Source organism: Streptomyces sp. NPDC111606, assembly GCF_055656945.1.
The window spans coordinates 308453-332357 of record NZ_JBVKBY010000011.1; the positions used below are offsets into that span (position 1 = coordinate 308453).

The 23905-nt window shown below is 71.0% G+C and carries 20 protein-coding genes; 4 read left to right on the plus strand and 16 right to left on the minus strand.

Annotated features, from left to right (window positions below; all coding sequences use genetic code 11):
• Positions 1-175: 175 nt before the first annotated feature.
• Entirely contained in the window at positions 176-3214 is a 3039-nt protein-coding gene (locus ACZ7M7_RS34335) for a putative bifunctional diguanylate cyclase/phosphodiesterase (RefSeq protein ID WP_472123758.1), read from the minus strand.
• 453 nt (positions 3215-3667) lie between these two features.
• Entirely contained in the window at positions 3668-4618 is a 951-nt protein-coding gene (locus ACZ7M7_RS34340) for a 2-hydroxyacid dehydrogenase (RefSeq protein WP_383607489.1), read from the minus strand.
• A gap of 76 nt (positions 4619-4694) precedes the next feature.
• Here ACZ7M7_RS34340 and ACZ7M7_RS34345 point away from each other — a divergent pair, with 76 nt between their 5' ends.
• Complete coding sequence (locus tag ACZ7M7_RS34345; RefSeq protein ID WP_472123761.1) at positions 4695-5693, plus strand: aldo/keto reductase; 999 nt, start codon at positions 4695-4697, stop codon at positions 5691-5693.
• Positions 5694-6046: 353 nt separating this feature from the next.
• Positions 6047-7219 (plus strand): PQQ-dependent sugar dehydrogenase, encoded by a 1173-nt coding sequence (locus ACZ7M7_RS34350; protein ID WP_472123764.1) that lies wholly within the window; start codon positions 6047-6049, stop codon positions 7217-7219.
• 10 nt (positions 7220-7229) lie between these two features.
• On the opposite strand, the gene ACZ7M7_RS34355 is transcribed toward ACZ7M7_RS34350, so the two are convergent.
• The 7 genes from ACZ7M7_RS34355 to ACZ7M7_RS34385 form a co-directional block, all read right to left on the minus strand.
• Complete coding sequence (locus tag ACZ7M7_RS34355; RefSeq protein ID WP_472123767.1) at positions 7230-7445, minus strand: DUF6191 domain-containing protein; 216 nt, start codon at positions 7443-7445, stop codon at positions 7230-7232.
• 44 nt (positions 7446-7489) lie between these two features.
• Positions 7490-10534, minus strand: a complete 3045-nt coding sequence (locus tag ACZ7M7_RS34360; protein ID WP_472123770.1) for a helix-turn-helix transcriptional regulator — start codon at positions 10532-10534, stop codon at positions 7490-7492.
• 101 nt (positions 10535-10635) lie between these two features.
• The gene (locus ACZ7M7_RS34365; protein WP_383607493.1) at positions 10636-10818 is read right to left on the minus strand and encodes a hypothetical protein; all 183 of its coding nucleotides are present in this window, start codon (positions 10816-10818) and stop codon (positions 10636-10638) included.
• A gap of 215 nt (positions 10819-11033) precedes the next feature.
• The gene (locus ACZ7M7_RS34370; protein ID WP_472123773.1) at positions 11034-11612 is read right to left on the minus strand and encodes a hypothetical protein; all 579 of its coding nucleotides are present in this window, start codon (positions 11610-11612) and stop codon (positions 11034-11036) included.
• Positions 11613-11667: 55 nt separating this feature from the next.
• The gene (locus ACZ7M7_RS34375) at positions 11668-12243 is read right to left on the minus strand and encodes a GNAT family N-acetyltransferase (protein WP_472123777.1); all 576 of its coding nucleotides are present in this window, start codon (positions 12241-12243) and stop codon (positions 11668-11670) included.
• Positions 12221-14449, minus strand: a complete 2229-nt coding sequence (locus ACZ7M7_RS34380; RefSeq protein ID WP_472123780.1) for an MMPL family transporter — start codon at positions 14447-14449, stop codon at positions 12221-12223. Before ACZ7M7_RS34380 ends, ACZ7M7_RS34375 begins: the two co-directional genes overlap by 23 nt.
• A 212-nt stretch (positions 14450-14661) precedes the next feature.
• Positions 14662-15051: a hypothetical protein gene (locus ACZ7M7_RS34385; RefSeq protein ID WP_472123782.1), complete on the minus strand. Its 390-nt coding sequence runs from the start codon at positions 15049-15051 to the stop codon at positions 14662-14664.
• Positions 15052-15238: 187 nt separating this feature from the next.
• Between ACZ7M7_RS34385 and ACZ7M7_RS34390 the strand changes: the two genes are divergently transcribed.
• On the plus strand, positions 15239-16045 hold the full coding sequence (locus ACZ7M7_RS34390; protein WP_472123784.1) for an SAM-dependent methyltransferase: 807 nt from the start codon (positions 15239-15241) through the stop codon (positions 16043-16045).
• Between the two features lie 57 nt (positions 16046-16102).
• Here the strand turns inward: ACZ7M7_RS34390 and gatB are convergent, their stop codons facing one another.
• The 6 genes from gatB to ACZ7M7_RS34420 all read right to left on the minus strand — a co-directional run bounded on the left by gatB (position 16103) and on the right by ACZ7M7_RS34420 (position 20664).
• The gene (gene gatB / locus ACZ7M7_RS34395) at positions 16103-17617 is read right to left on the minus strand and encodes an Asp-tRNA(Asn)/Glu-tRNA(Gln) amidotransferase subunit GatB (RefSeq protein WP_427839805.1); all 1515 of its coding nucleotides are present in this window, start codon (positions 17615-17617) and stop codon (positions 16103-16105) included.
• A 15-nt stretch (positions 17618-17632) separates the two neighbouring features.
• On the minus strand, positions 17633-17872 hold the full coding sequence (locus tag ACZ7M7_RS34400) for a hypothetical protein (protein ID WP_328423132.1): 240 nt from the start codon (positions 17870-17872) through the stop codon (positions 17633-17635).
• Positions 17869-19362, minus strand: a complete 1494-nt coding sequence (gene gatA, locus ACZ7M7_RS34405) for an Asp-tRNA(Asn)/Glu-tRNA(Gln) amidotransferase subunit GatA (protein WP_451177390.1) — start codon at positions 19360-19362, stop codon at positions 17869-17871. Before gatA ends, ACZ7M7_RS34400 begins: the two co-directional genes overlap by 4 nt.
• Before the next feature lie 5 nt (positions 19363-19367).
• The gene (gene gatC, locus ACZ7M7_RS34410) at positions 19368-19664 is read right to left on the minus strand and encodes an Asp-tRNA(Asn)/Glu-tRNA(Gln) amidotransferase subunit GatC (protein ID WP_007384860.1); all 297 of its coding nucleotides are present in this window, start codon (positions 19662-19664) and stop codon (positions 19368-19370) included.
• A 93-nt stretch (positions 19665-19757) separates the two neighbouring features.
• Positions 19758-20252 carry a cupin domain-containing protein gene (locus ACZ7M7_RS34415; protein WP_451177388.1) on the minus strand — a complete coding sequence of 165 codons (495 nt, stop codon included), beginning with the start codon at positions 20250-20252 and terminating at the stop codon, positions 19758-19760.
• A 40-nt stretch (positions 20253-20292) separates the two neighbouring features.
• Complete coding sequence (locus ACZ7M7_RS34420) at positions 20293-20664, minus strand: DUF4267 domain-containing protein (RefSeq protein WP_472123788.1); 372 nt, start codon at positions 20662-20664, stop codon at positions 20293-20295.
• 87 nt (positions 20665-20751) lie between these two features.
• Here ACZ7M7_RS34420 and ACZ7M7_RS34425 point away from each other — a divergent pair, with 87 nt between their 5' ends.
• Complete coding sequence (locus tag ACZ7M7_RS34425) at positions 20752-21339, plus strand: TetR/AcrR family transcriptional regulator (protein ID WP_472123791.1); 588 nt, start codon at positions 20752-20754, stop codon at positions 21337-21339.
• Positions 21340-21454: 115 nt separating this feature from the next.
• Here ACZ7M7_RS34425 and ACZ7M7_RS34430 read toward each other — a convergent pair whose 3' ends face one another.
• The gene (locus ACZ7M7_RS34430) at positions 21455-23689 is read right to left on the minus strand and encodes a putative bifunctional diguanylate cyclase/phosphodiesterase (protein ID WP_472123794.1); all 2235 of its coding nucleotides are present in this window, start codon (positions 23687-23689) and stop codon (positions 21455-21457) included.
• Positions 23690-23905: the final 216 nt, after the last annotated feature.

Sequence of the window (23905 nt, forward strand, 5' to 3'; positions counted from 1 at the left end):
CGCCTGTGCAACAAAAAACCCCTCGTGCCATAAGGCAAGCGAGGGGAGCGCGCCGGGTGTGGTCGCTGGGAGTTCCGGGTCGGTCCGGACGTCACCAGCTTCAGCCGACGCGCTTTCCAAGTACGAGAATTCGGGTGCGCATGGCACAGACCCTCCCCCCGGCACGCACCCACTGTCAAGTGGGTGGGACGGGAGTCTCATTATGTGAGCGCAGGCCACTTCCGCCTCCGAGAACAGCGGGCACACCACCGGTGTACACCCCCGCACCCCTCTCCATGGCTCGTTCACCTCTCACGCCGCCGGCGAACGCGGGCTCCGCCGGTCCCTGCGGCACCGGATAGTGGCCGGAACTCAGCGCCCGTCGCAGCCGGTACTCGTCCAGCGGCCCGGAGAACGCCATGCCCTGCCCGTGCGTGCACCCCATCGCGCGCAGGGCGACGACCTGTTCCGGCAGGTCCACGCCGTCGGCCACGGACTGCACCCCCAGATCGCCGGCGATCCTCAGCAGTCCACCGGTGATCTTGTGCAGCCGCGCGGACTCGACGACACCCTCGACCAGACCTCGGTCGAGCTTGAGTACGTCGACGGGGAGCCGGCGCAGGGCCGTGATCGCCGCGTATCCGCTGCCGAAACCGTCCAGGGCGACCCGGACACCGAGCCGGTGCAGACCGCTCAGGCGACGCTCCAGTTCGTCCAGTGAGACGCGCGGGTCCAGATCGGACAGCTCGATGATCAGCGATCCGGACGGCAGCCCGTGCCGGGTCAGCAACGCCTCGATCGAGCCGAGCGGCATCGACCGGTCCAGCAGCCGGCGCGCGCCCACCCGCACGGCGACGGGTACGGCGAGCCCGGTCGCGGTGCGCTCGGCGGCCTGCTCCACGGCCTCCTCCAGCATCCAGCGGCCCAGCTCGGCGGTCTTGTCGCTGTCCTCGGCCACCCGCAGGAACTCGGCGGGCGTGAACAGCACCCCTTGCGAGGACCGCCAGCGCGCCTGGGTGACGACGGAGGCGATCCGGCCGCTGTCCAGACACACCACCGGCTGGTGCAGCAGCGCGAACTCCCCGTCGTGCAGCGCGGCCCGCAGACGCGTGGCCAGCTCCGCCTTCCGTACGACGTCCTGCTGCATCTGCGGCTTGTACAGCTCGACCCGGCCCTTGCCGCCCGCCTTCGCGCGGTACATCGCCAGGTCGGCGTTGCGCAGCAGCTCCCCCGCGCCGAGACCGGGCTCGGCGAAGGCGACGCCGATGGAGGCGTTGACACGGACATCGTTGCCGTCGATGAGGAACGGCTGCGACAGCGTCACCCTGAGGCGGTCGGCGAGCTCCAGGATGTGTCGTTCGCGGGCGGTGCGGTCACGGGTGTTGTCCCCGGCGATCAGGGCCGCGAACTCGTCGCCGCCCAGCCGGGAGGCCGTGTCCCCGCCCCGGACCGCGTCCTGGAGTCTGCGGGCGGCCTGGACAAGCAGTTCGTCCCCTGCCTGATGTCCGATCGTGTCGTTGACGCCCTTGAAGCCGTCGAGGTCGATGAACAGGACCGCGGTGTTGCGCAGGGCGATGCCCCGGTCGGAGGCGCGGCGGCCGGACAGGGCCTGCTGGACCCGCTTGGTGAACAGCGCGCGGTTGGGCAGGTCGGTGAGCGGGTCGTGCTCGGCGTTGTGCTGGAGCTGCGCCTGCAGGCGCACTCTTTCGGTCACGTCCCGGCTGTTGAAGATGAGGCCGCCGTGGTGACGGTTGACGGTCGACTCGACGTTGAGCCAGCCCTCGTCGCCGGACCGGAAGCGGCACTCGATGCGCGTAGTGGGTTCCTCAAGTGGGCTGGCGGCGAGGAAGCGGCGCACCTCGTGCACCACGCAGCCCAGATCCTCCGGGTGGATGAGATTGGCCAGTTCCGTGCCCACCAGCTCCTCCGCGGAGCGGCCGTAGACCCCGGCGGCGGCCGGGGAGACGTACCGGAGGATGCCGTTCGGCGCGGCGATCATGATGACGTCGCTGGAGCCCTGCACCAGGGAACGGAAGTGGTTCTCCTTCTGGGCCAGTTCCTGGGTGAGGGTGATGTTGTCGAGCAGCATGATGCCCTGGCGCATCACGAGGGCGAGCACGACGGTGCCGCCGGTGATGAGCACGACCCGGTCGACACTGCGGCCGTTGAGGACGTTGTAGAGGATCCCCAGCGTGCAGACGGCGGCCGCGAGGTACGGCGTGAGGGCGGCCAGGGAGCCGGCGATCGGCCGGGTGACCGGGTACCGGCTGTGCTCACCTCCCTGCGCGGGCATGTGGTGATGGCTTCCGCCACGCTGTCCGGGTACGTGCTCGTGCACCACGCGCGTGTGCCCCGTGCTTTCCTGCCGCTCACAGTCTCCGTGCCGGGGCGCGGCCCACGGGGCGTACGCCAGGAGCAGCGAGCCGGCGAACCAGCCCGCGTCGAGCAACTGGCCGGAGCGGTAGCTGTTGTGCATCAGCGGCGAGGTGAACAGGGCGTCGCACATCACGGTCAGTGCGAGCGCGCCGATCGCGGTGTTGACCGCGGTGCGGTTCGCCGACGAGCGGCGGAAGTGCAACGCGAGCACCATGCTGACCAGGGCGATGTCGAGCAGCGGGTAGGCGAGCGAGAGCGCGGTGTGCGCCACGCTGGCCCCGCCGTTCGAGTCGATCTTGGCCGCCTGGGCGAGGGCGAGGCTCCATGCCAGCGTCAGCAGCGAGCCGCCGATCAGCCACGCGTCCAGCGCGAGGCAGACCCAGCCGGCCCTCGTCACCGGCCGCTTGGCGAGCACCAGGAGTCCCACGATGGCGGGCGGCGCGAAGCACAGGAAGAACCCGTCGGCGTAGGAGGGGCTGGGTACGGGTCGCTGCAGGACGACCTCGTACCATCCCCAGACCAGGTTGCCGAGGGCGGCCATCGCCGAGGAGAGCGCGAACAGCAGCCAGGCGGGTCGAAAGCGGATACGGCGGCTACGGGCGTAGCGGAAGCAGGACACGGCGGCGGCGCCCGCCGCGGCGGCCAGCCCGAAGTCGCCCATGATCAGCGCGAGTTGCTCCGAACCCCAGCCGAGTGCGGAACCGGCGGCGTATCCCGCACACACCAGGGCCAGAACGAGCTGCGGAACCAGCCCCGAGCCGCCGCCGAAGGACGACGGACGGGGCAGCAGCGCCGTCGACGAGGGCTGACCCCGCAGCCCCGCGTCCAGCGTGGTCGTGGAGGGCGGTGGCGAGCTCACCGGGCCCTCCCGGTCCGCGCCGCTCGCGGGTCCCGAGGGTCCCGGTGCGCTGGGTGCGCATGCCGCCTGCGGCTGCTGTGCCTGCGGTGGTGATGGCTGTGACGACAGCCGTGAGTGCCGTGGTGGCCGCGTCTGCGCGCGGCCGTTCGCCAGGGTCGCCGCCGACGGCCCCGCCGCGTCGGATTGCTCGTCCATAGGCCGTGCATCGCCCGTCGCCCCCCTCACAAATCTGCAATATCCATCCCCGGCGCCGAAAGGTGCACGGCGCAGCCCCTGTCGGGGACGATACACCAGTCTCGTCACTCAGGGACATAGCATCTCTACGCTCCGTAACGATCAGCGCATATGCGAGTACGGACCGCTTTCGGAAGGTTGCGGACGGTACTCGAAACGGGTTTCGGACCTGTTGCGCGCGGCGCACACGGCACCCGCGGAAAGCTCAGCCCGCGAGCGTCACGCGCGTGCCGCGCCCGTCGTAAGGATCACGTTGCGAAGGGGCTCACGGTTCACGTAACGAGTGAGCTGGTCCACCAGCAACCGCTTGGCGCGCGGCAGGAATGCCGACGTGGGTCCGCCCACGTGCGGGCTGATGAGTACGCCCGGCGCACGCCACAGCGGATGCTCCCTGGGCAGCGGCTCGGGGTCGGTGACGTCCAGGGCCGCGGTGATGCGCCCGGCCTCCAGTTCCGCCAGCAGTGCCTTCGTGTCCACGACGCCGCCACGTGCGACGTTGACCAGCAGCGCGCCGTCCTTCATGCGGGCGAGGAAGCCGGCGTCGACCAGGTGCCGGGTGGCCGCCGTGAGGGGCGTGGAGAGGATGACAACGTCCGCTTCCGGAAGCAGGGCGGACAGTTCGGTGAGCGGAAGCACGGGTCCGCGCGCCGTGGTGCGCTCAGAGCGCGCGACGCGCGCCACCCGCGCGAGTTCAAAGGGCGCGAGCCGGTCCTCGATGGCGGCGCCGATCGAGCCGTATCCCACGATGAGGACGTTCTTGTCCGCCAGCGCGGGCCGGAATCCGCTCAGCCACTCCCCTCTGTCCTGGGCCCGCACGAAGTCGGGGACGCCCCGCAGCGAGGCGAGGATCAGCGTGAGCGTGAGCTCGGCGGTGCTCGCCTCGTGCACTCCACGCGCGTTGCACAGCCGCACGCCCGGACGCAGGTGCTTCAGGCCCGACTCCACGTGATCGATGCCGGCGGAGAGCGTCTGCACGACCTCCACGGAGCTCATCTCCGGCAGGGGACGCTGTCCGATTCCCGGCGGCTTCATGTAGGGGACGACGTAGAAGGCGCACTCGGCCGGGTCGGCTGGAAACGTCTCCTCGCCGTTCCAGAAGCGGTAGTGCGGGCCCTGCGGGAGGCCCTCGATCTCTTCCGGCGGGATGGGGAGCCACACGTCAGCAGTCATGCCTTGGAGGCTATGTCAGGCGAACAGGAGTGCAGAGGTTAGGTTGGGGTGCCGAAAGAGGGAGGGTTACGGCCAGGTGGAGCGCAGGACGATCGGCGCGGCGGCGCTCGCGGTGGGAGCCGTCGGACTCGGGTGCATGCCGATGAGCTGGGCCTACAGCTCGTCGCGGCAGCGGGGCGAGGAGTCGCTCAGGGCGGTGCACCGGGCGCTCGATCTGGGCTCGACGCTGCTGGACACGGCCGACATGTACGGCCCGTTCACCAACGAGCTGCTGTTGGGGCGGGTGTTGAAGGAGCGCCGCCAGGACGCGTTCGTGTCGACCAAGGTCGGCCTGCTCGTGGGCGAACAGCACATCGTGGCCAACGGCCGTCCCGGCTACGTGAAGCGCGCCTGCGACGCCTCTCTGCGCCGCCTGCAGACGGACGTCATCGACCTCTACCAACTGCATCGCGCGGACCCCGAAATACCGGTCGAGGAGACCTGGGGCGCGATGGCGGAGCTCGTTCGGGCCGGAAAGGTACGGGCGTTGGGACTGTGCGCGGTGGGCGCCCGGGGTGGCCGCCGCTCGGGAACCCGTCTGCACGACACGACGATCCGCCAGTTGCAGCGGGTGCAGCAGGTCTTCCCGGTGAGCGCCGTACAGGCGGAACTGTCGGTCTGGTCGCCGGAGGCGCTGGAGACGCTGGTGCCGTGGTGCGAGGCCCGCGGCATCGGCTTCCTGGCCGCGATGCCACTGGGCAACGGCTTCCTCAGCGGCAGGCTGACCCCCGGCGAGGGCTTCGAACCGGACGACGTCCGCGCCCGCCATCCGCGGTTCACCGCGGAGATGATGGCGGCGAACCAGCCGATAATCGCCGGGCTGCGCCGCATCGCGTCCCGCCACGGGGAGGGCGTCACCCCGGCGCAGGTGGCCCTGGCGTGGGTACTGGCGCAGGGGCGACACGTGGTCACCGTGCCGGGGGCGAAGCAGGAGCGCTGGGTGAGCGAGAACGCGGCGGCCGGGGGGTTGCGGCTGACGGAGACGGATCTGGCGGAGGTGGCGGAGCTGCCGGGGGCGTTGGGGTCGTGGGACTGACGATGCAAGGGTCCTGACCCGAGAATCGCCGGGCTCGGGAAGCGGAGATCGGCCGGACACCCGGATGGGCCGGAGACCCAGATCGGCTGGGGGCCGGGCTGACCTGCGGGCCGCCGCGAACCCCTCCCGTCGGCCGCGCGCCCTGCTGCGGCCTCGTCCCGTCGCGAAGTCCCGGCCGCCTGACCCTGCCCCCGCCGACGCCCGCGCATGGGCTCGACCGCAGGTCACAGGCACCGAATGCCGACCAGACACGGACGGGGCGCCCGCACGGCGGTGGTTCGAGGTTCATGGATCGGGAACCTGTGAGGCGCGAGCGGTGTAAGAAAAGTAGAAGCCGCCGCGTCGAAGGGACCTTGATCGTGCAACGTCGAGTTGTGACGGCCGTGATGGCCGCGGCCGCGCTCGTGCTGACGGCCGGCTGTTCCTCCGACGACGGGGGATCTCCGGCCGAGGGCGGAGCCGCGGCACCGAGCAGTAGTACGGCCGCGGGGTCGTCGCCCTCCGGTCGGGCCGCCGAGGAGACCCCGCCGGCGAAGGGCTCCGTCAAGGTGGTGCGCACGGTCGCCGAGGGTCTGAACACCCCCTGGGGCCTGGCCCCCCTCCCCGACGGCGACCTGCTCGTCTCTTCCCGCGACGAGGCCACGATCACGCGGGTCGACGCGAAGACGGGCAAGAAGACGGAGCTGGGCGAGGTACCGGGGGTGTCCCCGGCTGGCGAGGGCGGCCTCATGGGCCTTGCGCTGTCGCCGGACTACGCCTCGGACCACATGATCTACGCATACTTCACCTCGGCCTCGGACAACCGCATAGTCCGTGTGCTGTACGACGAGGAGCGGCCCACCGGCGAGCAGTTGGGCGCACCCGACACGATCTTCAAGGGCATCCCCAAGGGCTTCATCCACAACGGCGGCCGGATCGCGTTCGGCCCCGACAAGATGCTGTACGCGGGCACGGGTGAGAGCGGTGAGACGGGCCTGTCCCAGGACAAGGAGTCCCCGGGCGGCAAGATCCTGCGCATGACGCCGGAGGGTGAACCGGCTCCGGGCAACCCCGTCGCCGACTCCCCCGTGTACTCGTACGGCCACCGCAACGTCCAGGGCCTGGCCTGGGACGCCAAACAGCGCCTGTTCGCGGCGGAGTTCGGCCAGGACACCTGGGACGAGCTCAACGCGATCAAGCCGGGCGACAACTACGGATGGCCGGAAGTCGAGGGCAAGTCCGACAACGCCAAGTACCGCAGCCCACTCGCCCAGTGGGGCACCGACGACGCCTCCCCCAGCGGCATCGCCTACGCCGAGGGCTCCGTCTGGATGGCCGGCCTGAAGGGCCAGCGTCTGTGGCGCGTCCCCCTCAATGGGACCAAGGCATCAGCCGACCCGCAGGCCTTCCTGGAGGGCGAGTACGGCCGGCTGCGGACGGTTGTTTCGGCGGGCGGCGACAAGCTGTGGGTGACGACGAGCAACACGGACGGCCGGGGCAGCCCGAAGGACGGGGACGACCGGATCCTGGAGGTGCAGGTGACTTGAGCGGCCGCCCTCACCCTTCCCCGTCGCGCGTCCCGTCACCCCCGTCGTCGTCCCCCTCGGCCGACAGGTCGGGGGGCCGTACGACGACCTTCCCGGACGCGAGATCTATCGGTCCGCGCCCGGGGTCGTTGTCCCCGACGTCCACGCGGGTGAGTTCCAGGCGGTTCTTTTCGTCACGGGTGTGCTTACGGCCGGGCGCGAAGAGTTCCTCGAACGCGTTGAACACGCAACCTCCCAGGGCCAACGTCCCTTACAGCGTAAACCTCAGGCTCAGATCCCGGACGGGAGTGATTCGGTCGCGAACATCCCCGTTCGATGCGCAACGGCCGCAGCCTCGCCCCTCCCGGAGACGCCGAGCTTGCCCAGGATGTTCGACACATGGACGCTGGCCGTCTTCGGGGAGATGAAGAGTTCCTCGGCGATCTGGCGGTTGGTGCGACCTGCGGAGACCAGGCGGAGGACGTCTCGTTCGCGGGTGGTGAGGCCGAGGGAGTCGGCCGGGTCGGTCGGGGGCGGGGCTGTCGTGAGGGCGAGGCGGGCTCGCTGGGCCAGGTGTGTCGTGGCGTCGACGAGCGGGCGGGCGTCCAGGTGGGTGGCGGCGGCCCGGGTCAGGCGGAGCAGTTCCGTGGCGCGGGCGCGCTCGTCGTCGCCGCCGATGGCGAGCAGCGCCTCGGCCAGGCGGTGGCGGACCTGGGCGAGGTCGTAGGGGCGTTCCAGGGCTTCGAAGGCGGTGACCACCTCCGACCAGGTGTCGGGGTTGGCCCGGTCCTCGGCGCGGTCGAGTTCGGCCCGCGTCCACTTCTCGTAGGCCAGCCACAGGGGTGCGCCGGTGGTGAGCTTGCGGACGGCGTCGCCGAGCCGTTCCAGGAAGGCGGTGCGGCCCTCCTGTGCGGCGGGCAGTGCCTGGGCGCGGGCGTCCGACTCGGCGATGGCGGCGGCCAGCAGCAGGGGCCAGACGTAGCGCTGGGTGCCGGGCGGGAAGCCGGCGTCCAGGACCCGGTCGGCTTCCGCGCGGGCGTCGAGAAGGCGGCCCTCGGCGGCGGCTGTGCCGAGGGCGAGGCAGGACATGCGCAGGTCGTTCTGCGGCATGGGGTCGTGGGTGCCGTAGGAGGCGCGGCTGGTGGCCAGATGGCGGGCGGCAGCGGCGGTGTCGCCGCGGGCGAGCGCGAGGTGGGCGAGGCTGTTGGAGCCGCCGCCGAGCGGTTTGGCGGACTGTCCTGTGCGCTGGGCGTTCACCGCGGCAGCGTAGGCCTCGTCCCAACGCCCCAAGGAGATCAGCGACTTGGCGAGGTTCGCCCACACCCAGGCCTCGGAGTCGCGCAGGCCCCACTGCTGGGTGAGACGCAGGCCCTCGCGCAGGATGCCGACGGCGTCCTCGGAGCGGCCGATGCCTTCCAGGACGGAGGGCAGGTTCACATGGCTGCGGCCCACCACGGAGGTCAGGCCGCGGGCCAGCACCTCGTCCCTGACCTGGTACATCTGGGCCAGTCCGGACTCGATGTGCCCTGCGTCGACCATGAGGTTGCCGAGCGTGAGGCGTGCGTTCAGTTCGATGTCCTCGGCGCCGACCATGCGTGCGTACTCGACGGCGCGTTCGGCGGCGGACATGGCGTCGGGGCCGGGGGCGCGGAGCATCGACCAGTTGGCGGCGGCGGCCAGCACCTCGGCGTGCACCTCGGACGGGGGCAGGCCACGCACCAGTTGCTGGGCGGTGCCGAGTTCCTTCCAGCCGTCGCCGCGGGCCAGGGACTGGACGAGCCGGGAGCGCTGGACCCAGAACCAGGCGGCGCGCATCGGATCGCCCTCGTCCTCCAGCAGGTGCAGGGCCCGCTTGGTGATCTTCAGGGCGCGTTCGCGCTCCCCGCAGAGCCGTCCGGCGACGGCGGCCTCGGCCATCAGGTCGAGGTAGCGCAGCGGTGTGGTGTCGGGGTCGCAGCCGCAGGGAGGGTAGACCTCGGTGTAGTCGACGGGGCGCAGGGTGGCCCGGATGTCCTCGGGGGCGGAGTCCCACAGCTCCATCGCGCGTTCCAGCAGCCGCAGTTGCTCGGAGCGGGCGTGCCGGCGGCGGGCGGTGACGGAGGCGTCCAGGACGGCGGGCAGGGCCTTGGCCGGGTCGTGGGCGTGGTACCAGTAGCTGGCCAGCCGCATCACGCGCTCGCCGGCGGGGACGAGCGTCGGGTCGGTCTCCAGGGCTTCGGCGTAGCGGCGGTTGAGGCGGGAGCGCTCGCCGGGCAGCAGGTCGTCGCCGACGGCCTCGCGGACCAGGGAGTGCCGGAAGCGGTAGCCGTCGCCGCCGGGCGCGGCGATGAGGATGTTGGCGTTGACGGCGGCCCGCAGCGCCTCGATGAGGTCGTCCTCGGCGAGCTGGCCGACGGCGGCGAGCAACCGGTACTCGACGGTGGAGCCGCCCTCGGCGACGATCCGGGCGACCCGCTGGGCGCTCTCGGGCAGGCCCTCGACCCGGACGAGGAGCAGGTCGCGCAGAGAGTCGGTGAGGCCGACGCAACTGCCCTCGTGGGCGGCGACGGCGAGCTCCTCGACGAAGAAGGCGTTGCCGTCGGAGCGTTCGAAGATCTCGTCGACCTGGGCCGGGTCGGGTTCGGCGGCAAGGATGCCGGCGATCTGGCGGCCGACCTCGGCGCGGTTGAAGCGGCCGAGTTCGATGCGGCGGATCGTGCGCAGCCGGTCGAGTTCGGCGAGGAGCGGGCGCAGCGGGTGGCGGCGGTGGATGTCGTCGGAGCGGTAGGTCGCGAGGACGACGAGGCGGCCGGTGCGCAGCGTGCGGAAGAGATAGGCGAGGAGGTGGCGGGTGGAGGCGTCGGCCCAGTGCAGGTCCTCCAGGGCGACGACGACCGTGCGGCCGGCGGCGACACGCTCCAGCAGGCGCGCGGTGAGCTCGAAGAGCCGCGCCATGCCCTCCTCGTCGGAACGGTCCGCGCCGCGGGTCGGGGCCGTCTCCCCCAACTCGGGCAGCAGTCGGGCCAGTTCCTCCTCCTGGCCGGCGGCCGCGGCGGCCAGCTCGCCGGGCAGTTCACGGCGCAGGGCGCGCAGCGCGGTGGAGAACGGGGCGAACGGCAGCCCGTCGGCCCCGATCTCGACGCAGCCGCCCAGCGCGACCACGGCCGCGCCCTCGCCCGCGGCGGTGGCGAACTCCTCGACGAGGCGGGTCTTGCCGACCCCTGCCTCGCCGCCGATCACCAACGCCTGCGGCTCGCCCGCGGCGGCTCGGGCGAGGGCGTCGTTCAGAGTCTCCAACTCGGTTGCGCGACCGACGAACACGGGACTGACGGACCGGCTCTCCACGGGTCCGAGCATCGCACGCGCCGCTGCGAGTCCGGCATCGGTTTTCCGGAGGCTGCCGCCCCCGGAAAACCTCTGCGCCGGGAGGAGACCGTCGGCCGCCGTGACCGCCGCCGTCACGCGGCACGCGGATGCCGGGACCTGCGGAGGCGGGATGTATGCGATTCCGCCTCCGTCGCGCCCTTGGTGGAGCGCTTCGCGGCGCGGCGGAGGCGGATGGCCTCGCGGACCATGCGCTCGTGCTCGGCCTCGCGGATCAGGTCGGCGGAGCGGATGTGGTGAAGTTCGTACTCGTACATGACAGGACCCTCGTTTTCCCTGGTGAGACGCGATCTCCGACATCGCTTTGTGCGATGGGTCAACCTTCGTCTCCAAGGCGGGTCCGCCACATCGGGAGAGTTCCGCATCTTCGGCGGCCGAGGGGCCTTAGACGCGCCTGAGGGGCCTCAGGGCGCCGTCTAAGGTACCTACGGCGGTCCTGAGGCCCCTCGGGACCTGCGGTGATTCAGGTGGTTCAGCTTGCTGAGGGCAGGCCGAGCAGGGCGTCGGTGTACTTGAGCACCGCCAGCAGCAGGCCGATGACGCCGAGCGCGACACCGCCCCAGGCGACGGACTTGATCCACGGGGCCTGCGGCTTGCCGGGCGCTCCGAACGCGGGACGGGCGAGCACGAAGACGCCGACGATCAGCGCGGCCAGTGCGAACACGCCGGCCCACAGGGCGGAGGTCTGCCAGGCGTCGCCGTAGACCTCCTTGATCTGCTGGGAGACGCTCGCGTTCGAGGCGGTCTCCAGCTGGCCCACGAGGGTCTCGCGCGCGGCGGCGACCGTACCGATCCAGCCACCGGTCAGGGAGACAAGGCCGAGCGCCGCGGAGACGACCGCGGCCGCGCCCTGGCCGACAGCGGAAGGGGTCGCTTCCGTGGCCTGAGCGGTCACCTCGTCCTCGGCCTCGATGTCGTCGTTCTCCTCGACCTCGTCGGAGCCGGTGGCGTCAGTGGCGTCGCTCGCCTTGACGACGTCCACCTTCTCCTCGTCGGTCTTCGCCTCAGTGCCTCGGTCGGCGCCGGTCTCGTCCACTGTCTTCGTTCCCATGCCTCGCACCGTACGGACGCAGTATGAGAGGTCTCTTAATGATCGTTGAGGCCTCTTACTGATCATTGTGGACGGCACGCGTGCGTGCCTCACGCCACTCGGGGGCCAGGATCGACCACACCTCAAGGTCGTGCCGCACCCCACGATAGGGGTAGCTCTCCCTGCGCACGCCCTCGCGGGTCATGCCGAGGCGGCGCGCCACGTTCAGGCTGGCCGTGTTCCCGGCGGAGGCGATCCACTCGACGCGGTGGATGCCGCGCTGCTCGACGGCGAAGTCGACGAGTACGCGCATCGCGCGCGTGACGAGCCCCCGCCCGGTGCCGACGGGTTCCAGCCAGCAGCCGACCTCGCAGTTGGCGTTCTCGGCGTCGAAGTTGAGGAAGAGCACCCCGCCGACCAGCTTGCCCTCCAGCCACAGGCCGTGCAGGGACCCGGTGTCGGCGGCGCGCATGTCGGCGTACCGCTGGAGCACGCCACGCGCGGCGTCCACGTCCGTGGCCGTCGAGCCGAAGGGGACGTACTCGTTGATGAACTCCCGCCCGCGCTCCAGATGGGCCAGGAACTCCTCGGCGTGCCAGGGCTCCAGGGGCCGCAACTCGGCTCCGTCGTCACCCAGCGATATCGCGTACATCGCCCCGCTGCTCCTTCTCCAGTTCCGCCACGACGTCGGTGAGCCTCTCATGGGCGGCGCGGGACTCGGGCGGTTCGATGCTGATGCGGGGCATGCGCTTGTCGAGCCAGCGGGGCAGCCACCAGTTGGCGCCGCCGAGCATGTGCATCAGGGCGGGGACGAGGAGGGTGCGCAGGACGAAGGCGTCGAGGGCGACGGCGGCGGCCAGCGCGATGCCGAACATGGCGATCACGCGGTCGCCGCTGAGGACGAAGGCGAGGAAGACCGAGATCATGATGACCGCGGCGGAGTTGATCACCCGCCCGGTCTCGGCGAGGCCGATCCGCACGGCCCGCCGGTTGTCACCGGTCTCCAGCCACTCCTCGTACATCCGGCTGACCAGGAAGACCTGGTAGTCCATGGAGAGGCCGAACAGCACCGACACCATGATCACGGGGAGGAAGGGCTCGATCGGCCCGGCGCGGCCCAGCCCCAGCAGCTCGCTCCCCCAGCCCCACTGGAAGATCGCGACGACGACACCGAAGGCGGCGGCGACCGCGGCGACGTTCATCGCGGCGGCCTTCAGCGGTATGCCGACGGACCGGAAGGCGAGCAGGAGCAGCAGACAGCCCAGGCCGATGACGACGCCGACGAACAACGGCAGCTTGCCGACGATCACGTCGGCGAAGTCGTCGTAGCCGGCCGTCATGCCGCCGACCTGCACATCGAGCGAGGTGCCGGTCTCGGCGCGCGGCAGAACCTCGGAGCGCAGCCGGTCGACGAGGTCGCTGGTCTGCTGCGACTGGGGCGAGGACTCCGGTACGACGGTGAGGTAGGCGGTGTTACCGCCGCTGTTGTACGTCACCGGGGTCACCGCCGCGACGCCCTCGGTGGTGCGCAGGGTGGCGTCGAGGTTGTCCAGGGCGAGCTTGTCGTCGCCGCCGTCGACCTGGGTGACGAGGGTGAGCGGGCCGTTCACGCCGGGGCCGAAGCCGTCGGCGAGGAGGTCGTAGGCCTGGCGGGTGGTGGCGGACTGAGGGTTGTTGCCCTGGTCGGAGGTGCCGAGGCGCAGGCCGAGGGTGGGCAGCGCGAGGACCGCGATGAGGGACAGGGCGATCGCGCCGAGTGCCTTGGGGTGGCGCTCCACGAACGCCGACCAGCGGGCGGCGAACCCGGTGGGCAGCTCGGGCTGAGGTCCGTGCTCCGCCAGTCGGCGCCGCTCGCGACGGCTCAGGGCTCGCATGCCGATGAAGGACAGCAGCGCGGGCAGCAGGGTCACGGAGGCGGCGACCGTCAGGACCACGGTCAGCGAGGCGGCTATCGCGACGCCGTTGAGGAAGCTCAGCTGCAGGATCAGCATGCCGAGCAGGGCGATGCACACGGTGGCACCTGCGAACACGACGGCCCGCCCGGTGGTCGCGACGGCGTTCGTGATCGACTCGGCGACGGGCAGCCCGCGTTTCAGCCCGCGCCGGTGCCGGGTGACGATGAACAGCGCGTAGTCGATGCCGACGCCGAGCCCGATCAGCATGCCGAGCATGGGCGCGAAGTCGGCGACGGTCATGGCGTGCCCGAGCAGCGCGATCCCGGCGTACGCGGTGCCGACGCTCACCAGCGCGGTGGCGATGGGAAGCAGCGAGGCGGCGAGCGAGCCGAAGGCGAGGAAGAGCACGACGGCCGCCACGGCCACCCCGACGACCTCGGCGATGTGCCCGCCCGGCGACTCGGTGACCCCGACGGCGCTGCCGCCCAGCTCCACCTGAAGCCCGTCGGCCTCGGCGTCCTTGGCCGCGCCCACGACGGCCTGTGCGTCGCCCTCGTCGAGGCTCTCGGCTCCGGCGTGGAAAGTCACGGTGGCGTACGCCGTGTGTCCGTCCTCGCTGATCTGCGCGGCGCCCTGCTTGTCGTACGGGCTGCTCACGGCCGCCACTCCGGGCAGTTCCGCGATCTCGTCCAGGGTGCGCGTCATGGTCTGCTCGACGTCGGCGGCGCGCACGGTGCCGGAGGTGGTGTGCCAGACGACGGTGCCGCTGTCGCCGCCGAGCCCGGGGAAGCCGTCTTCCAGCAGCTGGGTGGCGCGGCCCGATTCGGTGCCGGGGACCTGGTAGTCGTTCGAGTACGCGGAGCCGGTCACGGCGGCGGCCGCACTCACCCCGCCGAAGGCAACGAGCCAGAGCAGTACGGCGACGAGGCGGCGCTGGACACACCAGCGTGCAAGGGCTGCCACGAACGTGCTCCCAGGGCTATATGTGGATCTTTGACCGGGAACAGTCGTTCATGTGAAGTGAACAGCCCGCAAAGAACGCGTGAGCGATGTGAAGCAAACTCTCGCAGGCGGAAATGATCGTTTGCCCCGTTCGTGCGTTTATTCACACGAGTGGGAGGCAGATCACAGGACAGTAACGGTCACTCTGTCACTCACGAGTGCCGCCCTTCACATCAGTCGAACTGATCCCCCAGCGCCATCACCATCACCCCGGTGACGAGCAGCCACAGCGCCCGCCGGGTGCGACCCCGCGAGCCGAGGAACGCGGCCAGCGCGCAGAAGGCCGCGCCGACGGCGTAGGCGGTCGGGACGAGGGCCGGCGCGGTGCCGGTGGCGCGGAGCATCGCGGCGGCCAGCCCGGCAAGGGCGAGCAGTGCCCCGGTCCCGGCCGCAGTCCAGCGGGCCCGCCGCGCCACCTGCGCCGGATCCTCGACGTCGTCCAGGTCGTCGACGTCCTCCGGGTCTTCGACATCCTCCAGGTCCCTGCCGTCGTCCAGGTCCTCGGGCGTCTCGGTCCGGTCCTCCCCCGTCTCGGATATCTCGGAATCACCGCGTCCACTCATGGCGGGCGAGCGTAGCGGGTCACGCCGGGAAACCGGATGCCGGGCCGTACCTGCCACTGCTAGTTTCCGGAGGTCAGCCATGCTGCGGCCCACCGCCGCCGACCTGAGCAGGTGCATTGTTTGAGCGTCCGGCCGAGCTCCTCCGTATCCCATTCCGCCGTCCCGGACTCAAGGAGCCCGTTCACCGATGCCGGACATCACCCCGAGGACCTCGAGTGAGGACCTCACCAAGCGGCTGACCCACGCTCGCTATCCACGCAGCACCAGCTACGACCCCCGCTGGGTCGTGGAGAACCAGATGGGTCCGAACGCCCTCTGGCTGCTGGAGTGGCTCGCCCCCGCCCTCGGCCTGGACGCCCTGCGCCCCGGCGCGCGCGTCCTCGACCTGGGCTGCGGACGGGCGATGACCTCGGTCTTCCTGGCCAGGGAGTACGACGCCCAGGTCACCGCGGCCGACCTGTGGATCAAGCCCGACGACAACGCCCGGCGCATCGCCGAGGCCGGTTTCGCCGACCGTGTGCTGCCCGTGCACGCCGAGGCGCACGACCTGCCGTTCGCCGAGGGCAGCTTCGACGCGATCGTGAGCGTCGACGCGTACCAGTACTTCGGCACCGACGATCTCTATCTGCCCACCCTGACGCGGCTGTTGAGGCCCGGCGGGCGGATCGGCGTCGTCGTGCCCGCGCTGCGGGAGGAGCCGGAGGGGCTCGAGCCGCCGGAGCATCTCGAGCCGTGGTGGGAGCCTGACTACTGGTGCTTCCACGCCGCCGACTGGTGGCGACGCCAGTGGACCCGCAGCGGCGCCGTCGAGGTCGAGGCCGCCGACTGGCTGGACGACGGTTGGCGTGACTGGCTGCTGTGGTGCGAGGTGATCGCCGAAGAGAGCCCGGAGGAGTGGCATCGCACGATGGCCCGCCAGGTCGGCGAGATGCTGCGCCATGACGAGGGCCGCGCGCTGGGCTTCGTACGGCTCGTAGGACGCCGTAAGCCGTAGCGCTGCGCAAGGCGACGGCCCCGGAGGACTTGCCTCCGGGGCCGTACGCGCTTCGGCTCAGCCCTCGCTGACGCCCAGCTGCTGAAGGATCAGCTCCTTGACGCGTGCCGCGTCGGCCTGGCCACGGGTGGCCTTCATGACGGCGCCGACCAGGGCGCCGGCCGCGGCCACCTTGCCGCCGCGGATCTTGTCCGCGATGGCCGGGTTGCCGGCGATGGCCTCCTCGACGGCCGTGGTGAGCGCGCCCTCGTCCGAGACGACCTTCAGACCGCGCTTGTCGACGACCTCGTCCGGGGTGCCCTCGCCCGCGAGAACGCCCTCGATGACCTGGCGGGCCAGCTTGTCGTTCAGGTCGCCCTTCGAGACCAGCTCGGTGACGCGGGCCACCTGCGCCGGCGTGATGGCCAGCTCGTCGAGCGCCTTGCCCGACTCGTTGGCGCTGCGGGCGAGTTCGCCCATCCACCACTTGCGGGCGGAGGCGGCGTCGGCACCGGCGTCGATCGTCGCGACGATCGGGTCCAGCGCACCGGCGTTGAGGATCGCCTGCATCTCGACGGCCGAGATGCCCCACTCCGCCAGGAGTCGGGTACGGCGGACCAGCGGCAGCTCCGGGAGACCCGCCCGGATCTCCTCGACCCACTCGCGCGAGGGGGCCACCGGCACCAGGTCCGGCTCGGGGAAGTACCGGTAGTCCTCGGCCTCTTCCTTCACGCGGCCCGAGGTCGTCGACCCGGTGTCCTCGTGGAAGTGCCGCGTCTCCTGGATGATCGTCCCGCCACCGCTCAGCACGGCGGCGTGCCGCTGGATCTCGTAGCGGGCCGCGCGCTCCACGGACCGCAGCGAGTTGACGTTCTTCGTCTCGGACCGCGTGCCGAACTTCTCGCGACCGTGCGGGCGCAGCGACAGGTTCACGTCGCAGCGCATCTGGCCCATCTCCATACGGGCCTCGGAGACGCCGAGCGCCTTGATGAGCTCGCGCAGCTCACGCACGTACGCCTTCGCCACCTCGGGGGCACGCTCGCCCGCACCGACGATCGGCTTGGTGACGATCTCGATGAGCGGGATGCCGGCGCGGTTGTAGTCGAGGAGCGAGTGCGAGGCGCCGTGGATACGGCCCGTGGCACCGCCGACGTGCGTCGACTTGCCGGTGTCCTCCTCCATGTGGGCGCGCTCGATGTCCACGCGGAACGTCTCGCCGTCCTCCAGCTGGACGTCGAGGTAGCCGTTGAAGGCGATCGGCTCGTCGTACTGGGAGGTCTGGAAGTTCTTCGGCATGTCCGGATAGAAGTAGTTCTTCCGGGCGAAGCGGCACCACTCGGCGATCTCGCAGTTCAGCGCGAGACCGATCTTGATCGCCGACTCCACGCCGATCGCGTTGACGACCGGGAGCGCGCCGGGCATGCCGAGGCAGGTGGGACAGGTCTGCGTGTTGGCGTCCTGACCGAGTTCGGTCGAACAGCCGCAGAACATCTTGGTCTTGGTGCCGAGTTCGACATGGACCTCAAGGCCCATGACGGGGTCGTACGACGCCAGCGCGTCCTCGTACGACACCAGGTCGGTCGTGGTGGTCACGGTGAAACTTCCCTCTCAGCCCAGCAGGACGTCGTCGTCGCCCAGCCGCTTCAGCTCGCGGTAGAGGATGGCGAGGCCGGTGACGATGGCGGCGGCGGACACGGTGGCGTCGATCAGGACCAGCGTGTCCTTCTCGGCGCGGGCCGTCTTGAGCCGCTTTGCGACGCCGAACGCGCCGAACGCGGTGGCGGCCATGGACAGGTACGTACCGGACTTGGACTTCTTGAAGCCCTTGGCCTTGGTCAGTGCACTCACAGCGACGGAGCCTCCTCGATCAGCGGGTGCCCCCACCTTTCCACGAAGGCGGCCTCGACAGCAGCGCCGACCTTGTAGAGCCGGTCGTCCTTCAACGCCGGAGCGATGATCTGCAGGCCGACGGGGAGGTTGTCCTCCGGGGCGAGACCGCAGGGCAGCGACATGGCCGCGTTGCCCGCCAGGTTGGTCGGGATGGTGCAGAGGTCGGCGAGGTACATCGCCATCGGGTCGTCGGCACGCTCGCCGATCGCGAAGGCGGTGGTCGGCGTCGTCGGGGAGACGATCACGTCGACCTGCTCGAAGGCCTTCTCGAAGTCGCGGGTGATGAGCGTGCGGACCTTCTGGGCGCTGCCGTAGTACGCGTCGTAGTACCCGCTCGACAGGGCGTACGTGCCGAGCATGATGCGGCGCTTCACCTCGGGGCCGAAGCCGGCCTCGCGGGTGATCGACGTGACCGCCTCGGCGGAGTTCGTGCCGTCGTCGCCGGTCCGCAGGCCGTAGCGCAGGCCGTCGAAGCGGGCGAGGTTGGAGGAGCACTCGGAGGGCGCGATCAGGTAGTACGCCGAGAGCGCCAGGTCGAAGGACGGGCAGTCCAGCTCGACGATCTGCGCGCCCAACTCCTTCAGCAGCTCGACGGACTCGTCGAAGCGCTGGATGACGCCGGCCTGGTAGCCCTCGCCGCGGAACTGCTTGACGACGCCGACGCGCATGCCTTCGACGCTGCCGTTGCGGGCGGCCTCGACGACCGGCGGGACCGGCGCGTCGATCGAGGTGGAGTCCATCGGGTCGTGCCCGGCGATGACCTCGTGCAGCAGGGCCGCGTCCAGGACCGTACGGGCACAGGGGCCGCCCTGGTCGAGGGAGCTGGAGAAGGCGACCATGCCGTAGCGGGACACCGCGCCGTACGTCGGCTTCACGCCGACCGTGCCGGTGACGGAGGCCGGCTGGCGGATGGAGCCGCCGGTGTCGGTGCCGATGGCGAGCGGGGCCTGGAAGGAGGCGAGCGCGGCGGAGGAGCCGCCACCCGATCCACCGGGGATCTTGGTGAGGTCCCACGGGTTGCCGGTCGGGCCGTAGGCGCTGTTCTCGGTGGAGGACCCCATGGCGAACTCGTCCATGTTGGTCTTGCCGAGGATGACGACGTCGGCGGCCTTCAGCCGCTTGGTGAGCGTCGCGTCGTACGGCGGGATCCAGCCCTCGAGGATCTTCGAACCGACGGTCGTGGGCACGCCCTCGGTGGTGAAGATGTCCTTCAGCGCGAGCGGGACGCCGGCCAGCGGGCCGAGCTTCTCGCCCTTGGCCCGCTTCTCGTCGACGGCGCGGGCCTGCGCCAGTGCACCCTCGCGGTCGACGTGCAGGAAGGCGTGCACCTTCTCGTCGACGGCCTCGATGCGGGCCAGGTGGGCCTCGGTGACCTCGACCGCGGTGAGCTCGCCGGAGGCGATCTTCGCGGCGGTCTCGGCGGCCGTGAGCTTGATGATGTCCGTCATGGCGATTAGTCCTCCCCCAGGATCTGCGGCACCTTGAAACGCTGCTGCTCCTGGGCCGGGGCGCCGGAGAGCGCCTGCTCGGGGGTGAGCGACGGACGGACCTCGTCCGCCCGCATGACGTTCGTCAGCGGGAGCGGGTGCGAGGTCGGCGGTACGTCTTGGTCGGCGACCTCACTGACGCGTGCGACCGCGCCGATGATGTCGTCCAGCTGTCCCGCGAAGTGCTCGAGCTCTTCGGGCTTCAGCTCCAGACGCGCCAGCCGGGCGAGGTGGGCGACCTCCTCGCGCGTGATGCCAGGCATGCAGCGATCCTCTGGGGTGAGTGTGTGTGGTTTGGCCCAATCCTATGGGTCGGGGACCTGTGCCCGTGAAACGGTTTCCCAGGGCCTCGTCCGTCAGTGCCGGCGCCCCTCCCAGACCTCGCTCCTGAGGAAGTGGTTGTCGTACAGCTCCTGCACCTCCAGCAGGCTCTCCGGGGTGGCCTCGCCGAGGGCGATGCGCTGGAGGTGGCGGAAGTACTCGAAGCGCTCGACGCCGGGGGTGATAACGATCAGAAGGTCGGCGTCGGCGCCCGGCACGGCGCCGAAGGCGTGCGGTTTTCCGGGGGGTACGACGACGAGGTCGCCGGGGCCGGCGGTGACGACGTCGTCGCCGGAGAGGATCTCGGCGGCGCCGTCGAGCAGGAAGAACATCTCGGCGGAGTTGTCGTGCCAGTGCGGTTTGGCGCCGTCGGCACCGCTCGCGAGCGTGACGCGCTGGGTGGACAGCGCACCGCCCGTCCGGCTGCTGTCGGCCAGCAGACGCATGGTGGTGGGCGCGCGGCCGACGACCTCCGCCTCGGCCGCGCGGACGATCACGGACTCATCGAACTTCGGAACGGACAGCGACATGCCGAACCCCCGGTGACGGTCTTGACGTACTCGGACGAGGTCAGACGAGGAAGAGCAGGGCGGCGGTAATCAGGACGACGACCGCCGTGGCGAAGTGGATCCCGAACGCGACAGCCTTCGTTCCGCCGTGCCGCAGCACTATCAGTGTGTCGCAGAGCGGCACGATCGCCACGGCGAGCATGAACCAGGCCTCGGCGCGGGCGCCCACGAAGAACAGGAGCGCCAGGCCCAGCAGACCAAAGGTGCCGTCCCTCAGACCCTTGATCGAGAGATAGGCGCCGGCGTCGCCGTCCGGTCGGGCCGGGACGCCGTAACCGGTGGCGGCGGAGGCGGGCTGGAACAGGAACCGGTACCCGAGGAACACGCAGAACAGGTTGAGCACGACGGCCAGGGTGTAGGCGGTCACGGTCATGTCTTCACTCCTCGCTAGCACTGCTAGAGACAAGAGCGAGGCTAACAGAGCATCGACAGCCGTGCTAGCACTGCTAGAATTCCTGGCATGTCGATCCAGACGCGCAGGGAGCGCGAACGAGCGGAACGCGAGCGGTTGATCGTCACGGCCGCGCGGGAACTCGCGGAGGCCGAGGGCTGGGACGCGGTGACGACCCGCCGACTGGCGGCGGAGATCGAGTACAGCCAGCCGGTCCTCTACAGCCACTTCAAGGGCAAGGACGCGATCATGGCCGCGGTCGCGGTGCAGGGATGCGCGGATCTGGCGGACGAACTGCACGCGGCACGTACGGCGGCGAAGGGCACCAGCGCGGCGCTGACGGCGGTGGGCGAGACGTACACGGCCTTCGGCCGACGCCGACCGGCGCTCTACGACGCCATGTTCACGTACCGGGTGGACCTGCCGTTCGCCACGGCCGAGGCGCCGGAGCCGCTGAAACGAGCCTTCGGGGAGATCGCGGCAGCGGTGGAGCCGATCGCCGGGGCGGGCGAGGACCTGGGGGTGCTGACGGAGACGTACTGGGCGGGGCTGCACGGTCTGGTGACCCTGATGCGCAGCGGGCGGCTACCGGAGAGGGATCATGAGCAGAGGTTGGCGCTGCTGATAGGACACTTCACGGCAGGCGCGAGTCGCTGAACCGATTCGGTGGCAGCGTGCGGCTGGAAACGCCCTGAGGGTCGCGGGGAACTGCGCGACCGGCCACGACGGCGCCGCAGCCGCCGCACCACCCCTCGCGGCACTCGCGGGAGACCTACTCGGCGGCCGGCAGCGCCGCCCGCGGCCGCTGCCACCCGCGCGATCCCCGCGCCAGCAGCCAGGCCGTGGTCTCCTCGGGCGGCATCGCCGCGGCGACCAGCCATCCCTGTACGGCGTCGCAGCCCAGATCCCGCAGGCGTTCCCAGGTCTCGTCGTCCTCGACGCCCTCGGCGACCACGAGCAGGCCCAGCGAGTGCGCGAGGTCCACGGTGCAGCGCACGATCTCCGCGTCCTCGTTGTCCACCGCGAGCCGGGCCACGAACGAGCGGTCGATCTTCAGTTCGCTCACGGGCAGCCGTCTGAGGTGCACGAGGGACGAGTACCCGGTGCCGAAGTCGTCCAGGGACATCTTCACGCCGTGGCCGGTGAGCCCGGCGAGCGTGTCCGCGGCCCGCTGCGGGTCCTCCAGCAGGACGTGTTCCGTTATCTCCAGTTGGAGCGCTCCCGCGGGAACACCGTGGCGGGCGAGCCGGGCGGCGACGGAGCCGGCGAATCCGGGGGTGTGGACGTCACGCGGCGAGACGTTCACGGCGACGGGCACGAACAGCCCCTGGGACCGCCACCGGGCCACCTGCCCGAGCGCCGTCTCCAGCACGTACTCCGTCAGATGCGGCATCAGCCCGGACGACTCGGCGATCGCTATGAACTCGTCCGGCGGCACCTTCCCGCGCTCGGGATGCACCCAGCGGACCAGGGCCTCCAGGCCGGCGACCTGTCCGTCGAAGCGGACCTTCGGCTGGTAGTGCAGCTCGACCTCGTGCGCGTCGAGCGCCCGGCGCAGATCTCCCAGCAGGCCCAGCCGGTCCGGGGTGTTGGAGTCCCGCTTCGACTCGTAGACCTCCACGCCGGTACGGTCCCGCTTCGCCTGGTACATCGCCACGTCCGCGCGCCGCAGCAGCCCCTCGGCGTCGAGCGCGTGGTCGGGGAAGACCGCGACACCGGCGCTGGCCTCCAGGACCAGGGTGAGGCCGTCGAGGTCGAGCGGGGAGCTGAGGGCGGCGACGAGGCTGCGGGCCACCCGGGTCGCGGACGTGGTGGAGTCGGCGACCGGCAGTAAGACGGCGAACTCGTCACCACCGAGCCGCGCGGCCTCCGCTCCGCGCGGCAGGGCGAGCCGCAGCCGGTCGGCTATCTGCAACAGCAACCGGTCACCGGCGAGATGACCGAGCGTGTCATTGACCGACCGGAAACGGTCGAGGTCGATCAGCATCAGGGCGGACCGGGCGCCGATGCGCTCGGCGTCGTCGAGCGCGGTCCAGATGCGCTCCAGCAGCCACTGCCGGTTGGGCAGCCCGGTCAGCGGGTCGCGCAGTTGCTCCTCCGCCCGGGCCCTGGCGATCCACAGGGTGGAGTCGAGGGCGACGAGGGGGATGGAGAACAGCGGCAGCAGCAGGGGCTTGGCGGTGGCGACCACGCACACCAGCGGGGCGATGCCGAGCAGCGCGACCGCGACCAGTCCCTGTCTGACCAGGGCGGTGCGGGCGACGGTGGGCAGGCCGCCGCGCGGGGCGTGCAGGTACCAGAGCAGGACCCGGGTGACCGCGAGATAGGAGACGGCGACGAGCACCACGCCGGGGGCGGTGTAAAGGGTCCAGGTGTCGGGGTCCCAGGGGTGCTCGACGGTCGGCACCCGGCCGAAGGCGGCCAGCACGAGGGCTCCGGCGGCGATGCCGAGGATGTCCACCGCGCCGTGCAGCACACCCTGCAGCCAGCGCCCGCGCCGGGCGATGCCGACCAGAACGACGACGGTGAGGCTGACCATCCCGGCGGGCACCCAGCCGTACAGCATCAGTACGGCGAGGGTGAGGGCGGCGCCGGATCCGGTGCCGCCCCACCAGCGGGCGCGGCCGAGGGCCACCAGGTGGCCGACGATGATGCCGGTCAGCACGGCCAGGGACCAGCCGACGGTGCCGGACGGGAAGAGGGCGTGGTCGCCGGAGAACGCCCGGTAGAACCCGGCGCCGAGAACGAAGCCGGCCGCAGCGACGACCGCCGCGGGCAGCGCGGGCCAGGACAGGTGCCGTTCGTGATCCGCGCCGGGCAGCCCGTCGGCGCGCTCGGCGTTGAATGGCACGGCGGTGCGATCCTCCGTCATGGCCTTCCGGCCGGCGGCGCTCCCCGCACCTCTTTCCGCCCGCGAACGCTCCGCGGTCCGTGCCGCCCACCCCCGCCACGCGCCGGCCATCCGGCGCAGCCGTGAGTCGGGGGCGGCGCTCTCGGTCGGTTCCATTCCCGTCCCTCTCACAGCCGGCGGTGCCCACGCCACGCGGCCCGATGCCCGACAACAACCTTCAACGGCACCGCGTTGGAAAACCCTTCCCCTCGCCCTTCAAAGCTCTGCAGAGCCAAGGGGATGCCCCGACCGCAGCTGGGCACGGCAGGCGCACACCTCAACAGTAGGCCGCAGAAGGCTTCCACGGGCAGCGGTCGTCGACGGTTGCCCGAA

Bases quoted from the DNA above. Each gene is read 5' to 3' on its own strand.
- ACZ7M7_RS34340 (WP_383607489.1), bottom strand. From the start codon at position 4,618: ATGACTGCTGACGTGTGGCTCCCCATCCCGCCGGAAGAGATCGAGGGC.
- ACZ7M7_RS34360 (WP_472123770.1), bottom strand. From the start codon at position 10,534: ATGCTCGGACCCGTGGAGAGCCGGTCCGTCAGTCCCGTGTTCGTCGGT.
- ACZ7M7_RS34365 (WP_383607493.1), bottom strand. From the start codon at position 10,818: ATGTACGAGTACGAACTTCACCACATCCGCTCCGCCGACCTGATCCGC.
- ACZ7M7_RS34370 (WP_472123773.1), bottom strand. From the start codon at position 11,612: ATGGGAACGAAGACAGTGGACGAGACCGGCGCCGACCGAGGCACTGAG.
- ACZ7M7_RS34375 (WP_472123777.1), bottom strand. From the start codon at position 12,243: ATGTACGCGATATCGCTGGGTGACGACGGAGCCGAGTTGCGGCCCCTG.
- ACZ7M7_RS34385 (WP_472123782.1), bottom strand. From the start codon at position 15,051: ATGAGTGGACGCGGTGATTCCGAGATATCCGAGACGGGGGAGGACCGG.
- ACZ7M7_RS34390 (WP_472123784.1), top strand. From the start codon at position 15,239: ATGCCGGACATCACCCCGAGGACCTCGAGTGAGGACCTCACCAAGCGG.
- gatA (WP_451177390.1), bottom strand. From the start codon at position 19,362: ATGACGGACATCATCAAGCTCACGGCCGCCGAGACCGCCGCGAAGATC.
- gatC (WP_007384860.1), bottom strand. From the start codon at position 19,664: ATGCCTGGCATCACGCGCGAGGAGGTCGCCCACCTCGCCCGGCTGGCG.
- ACZ7M7_RS34415 (WP_451177388.1), bottom strand. From the start codon at position 20,252: ATGTCGCTGTCCGTTCCGAAGTTCGATGAGTCCGTGATCGTCCGCGCG.
- ACZ7M7_RS34420 (WP_472123788.1), bottom strand. From the start codon at position 20,664: ATGACCGTGACCGCCTACACCCTGGCCGTCGTGCTCAACCTGTTCTGC.
- ACZ7M7_RS34425 (WP_472123791.1), top strand. From the start codon at position 20,752: ATGTCGATCCAGACGCGCAGGGAGCGCGAACGAGCGGAACGCGAGCGG.
- ACZ7M7_RS34430 (WP_472123794.1), bottom strand. From the start codon at position 23,689: ATGGAACCGACCGAGAGCGCCGCCCCCGACTCACGGCTGCGCCGGATG.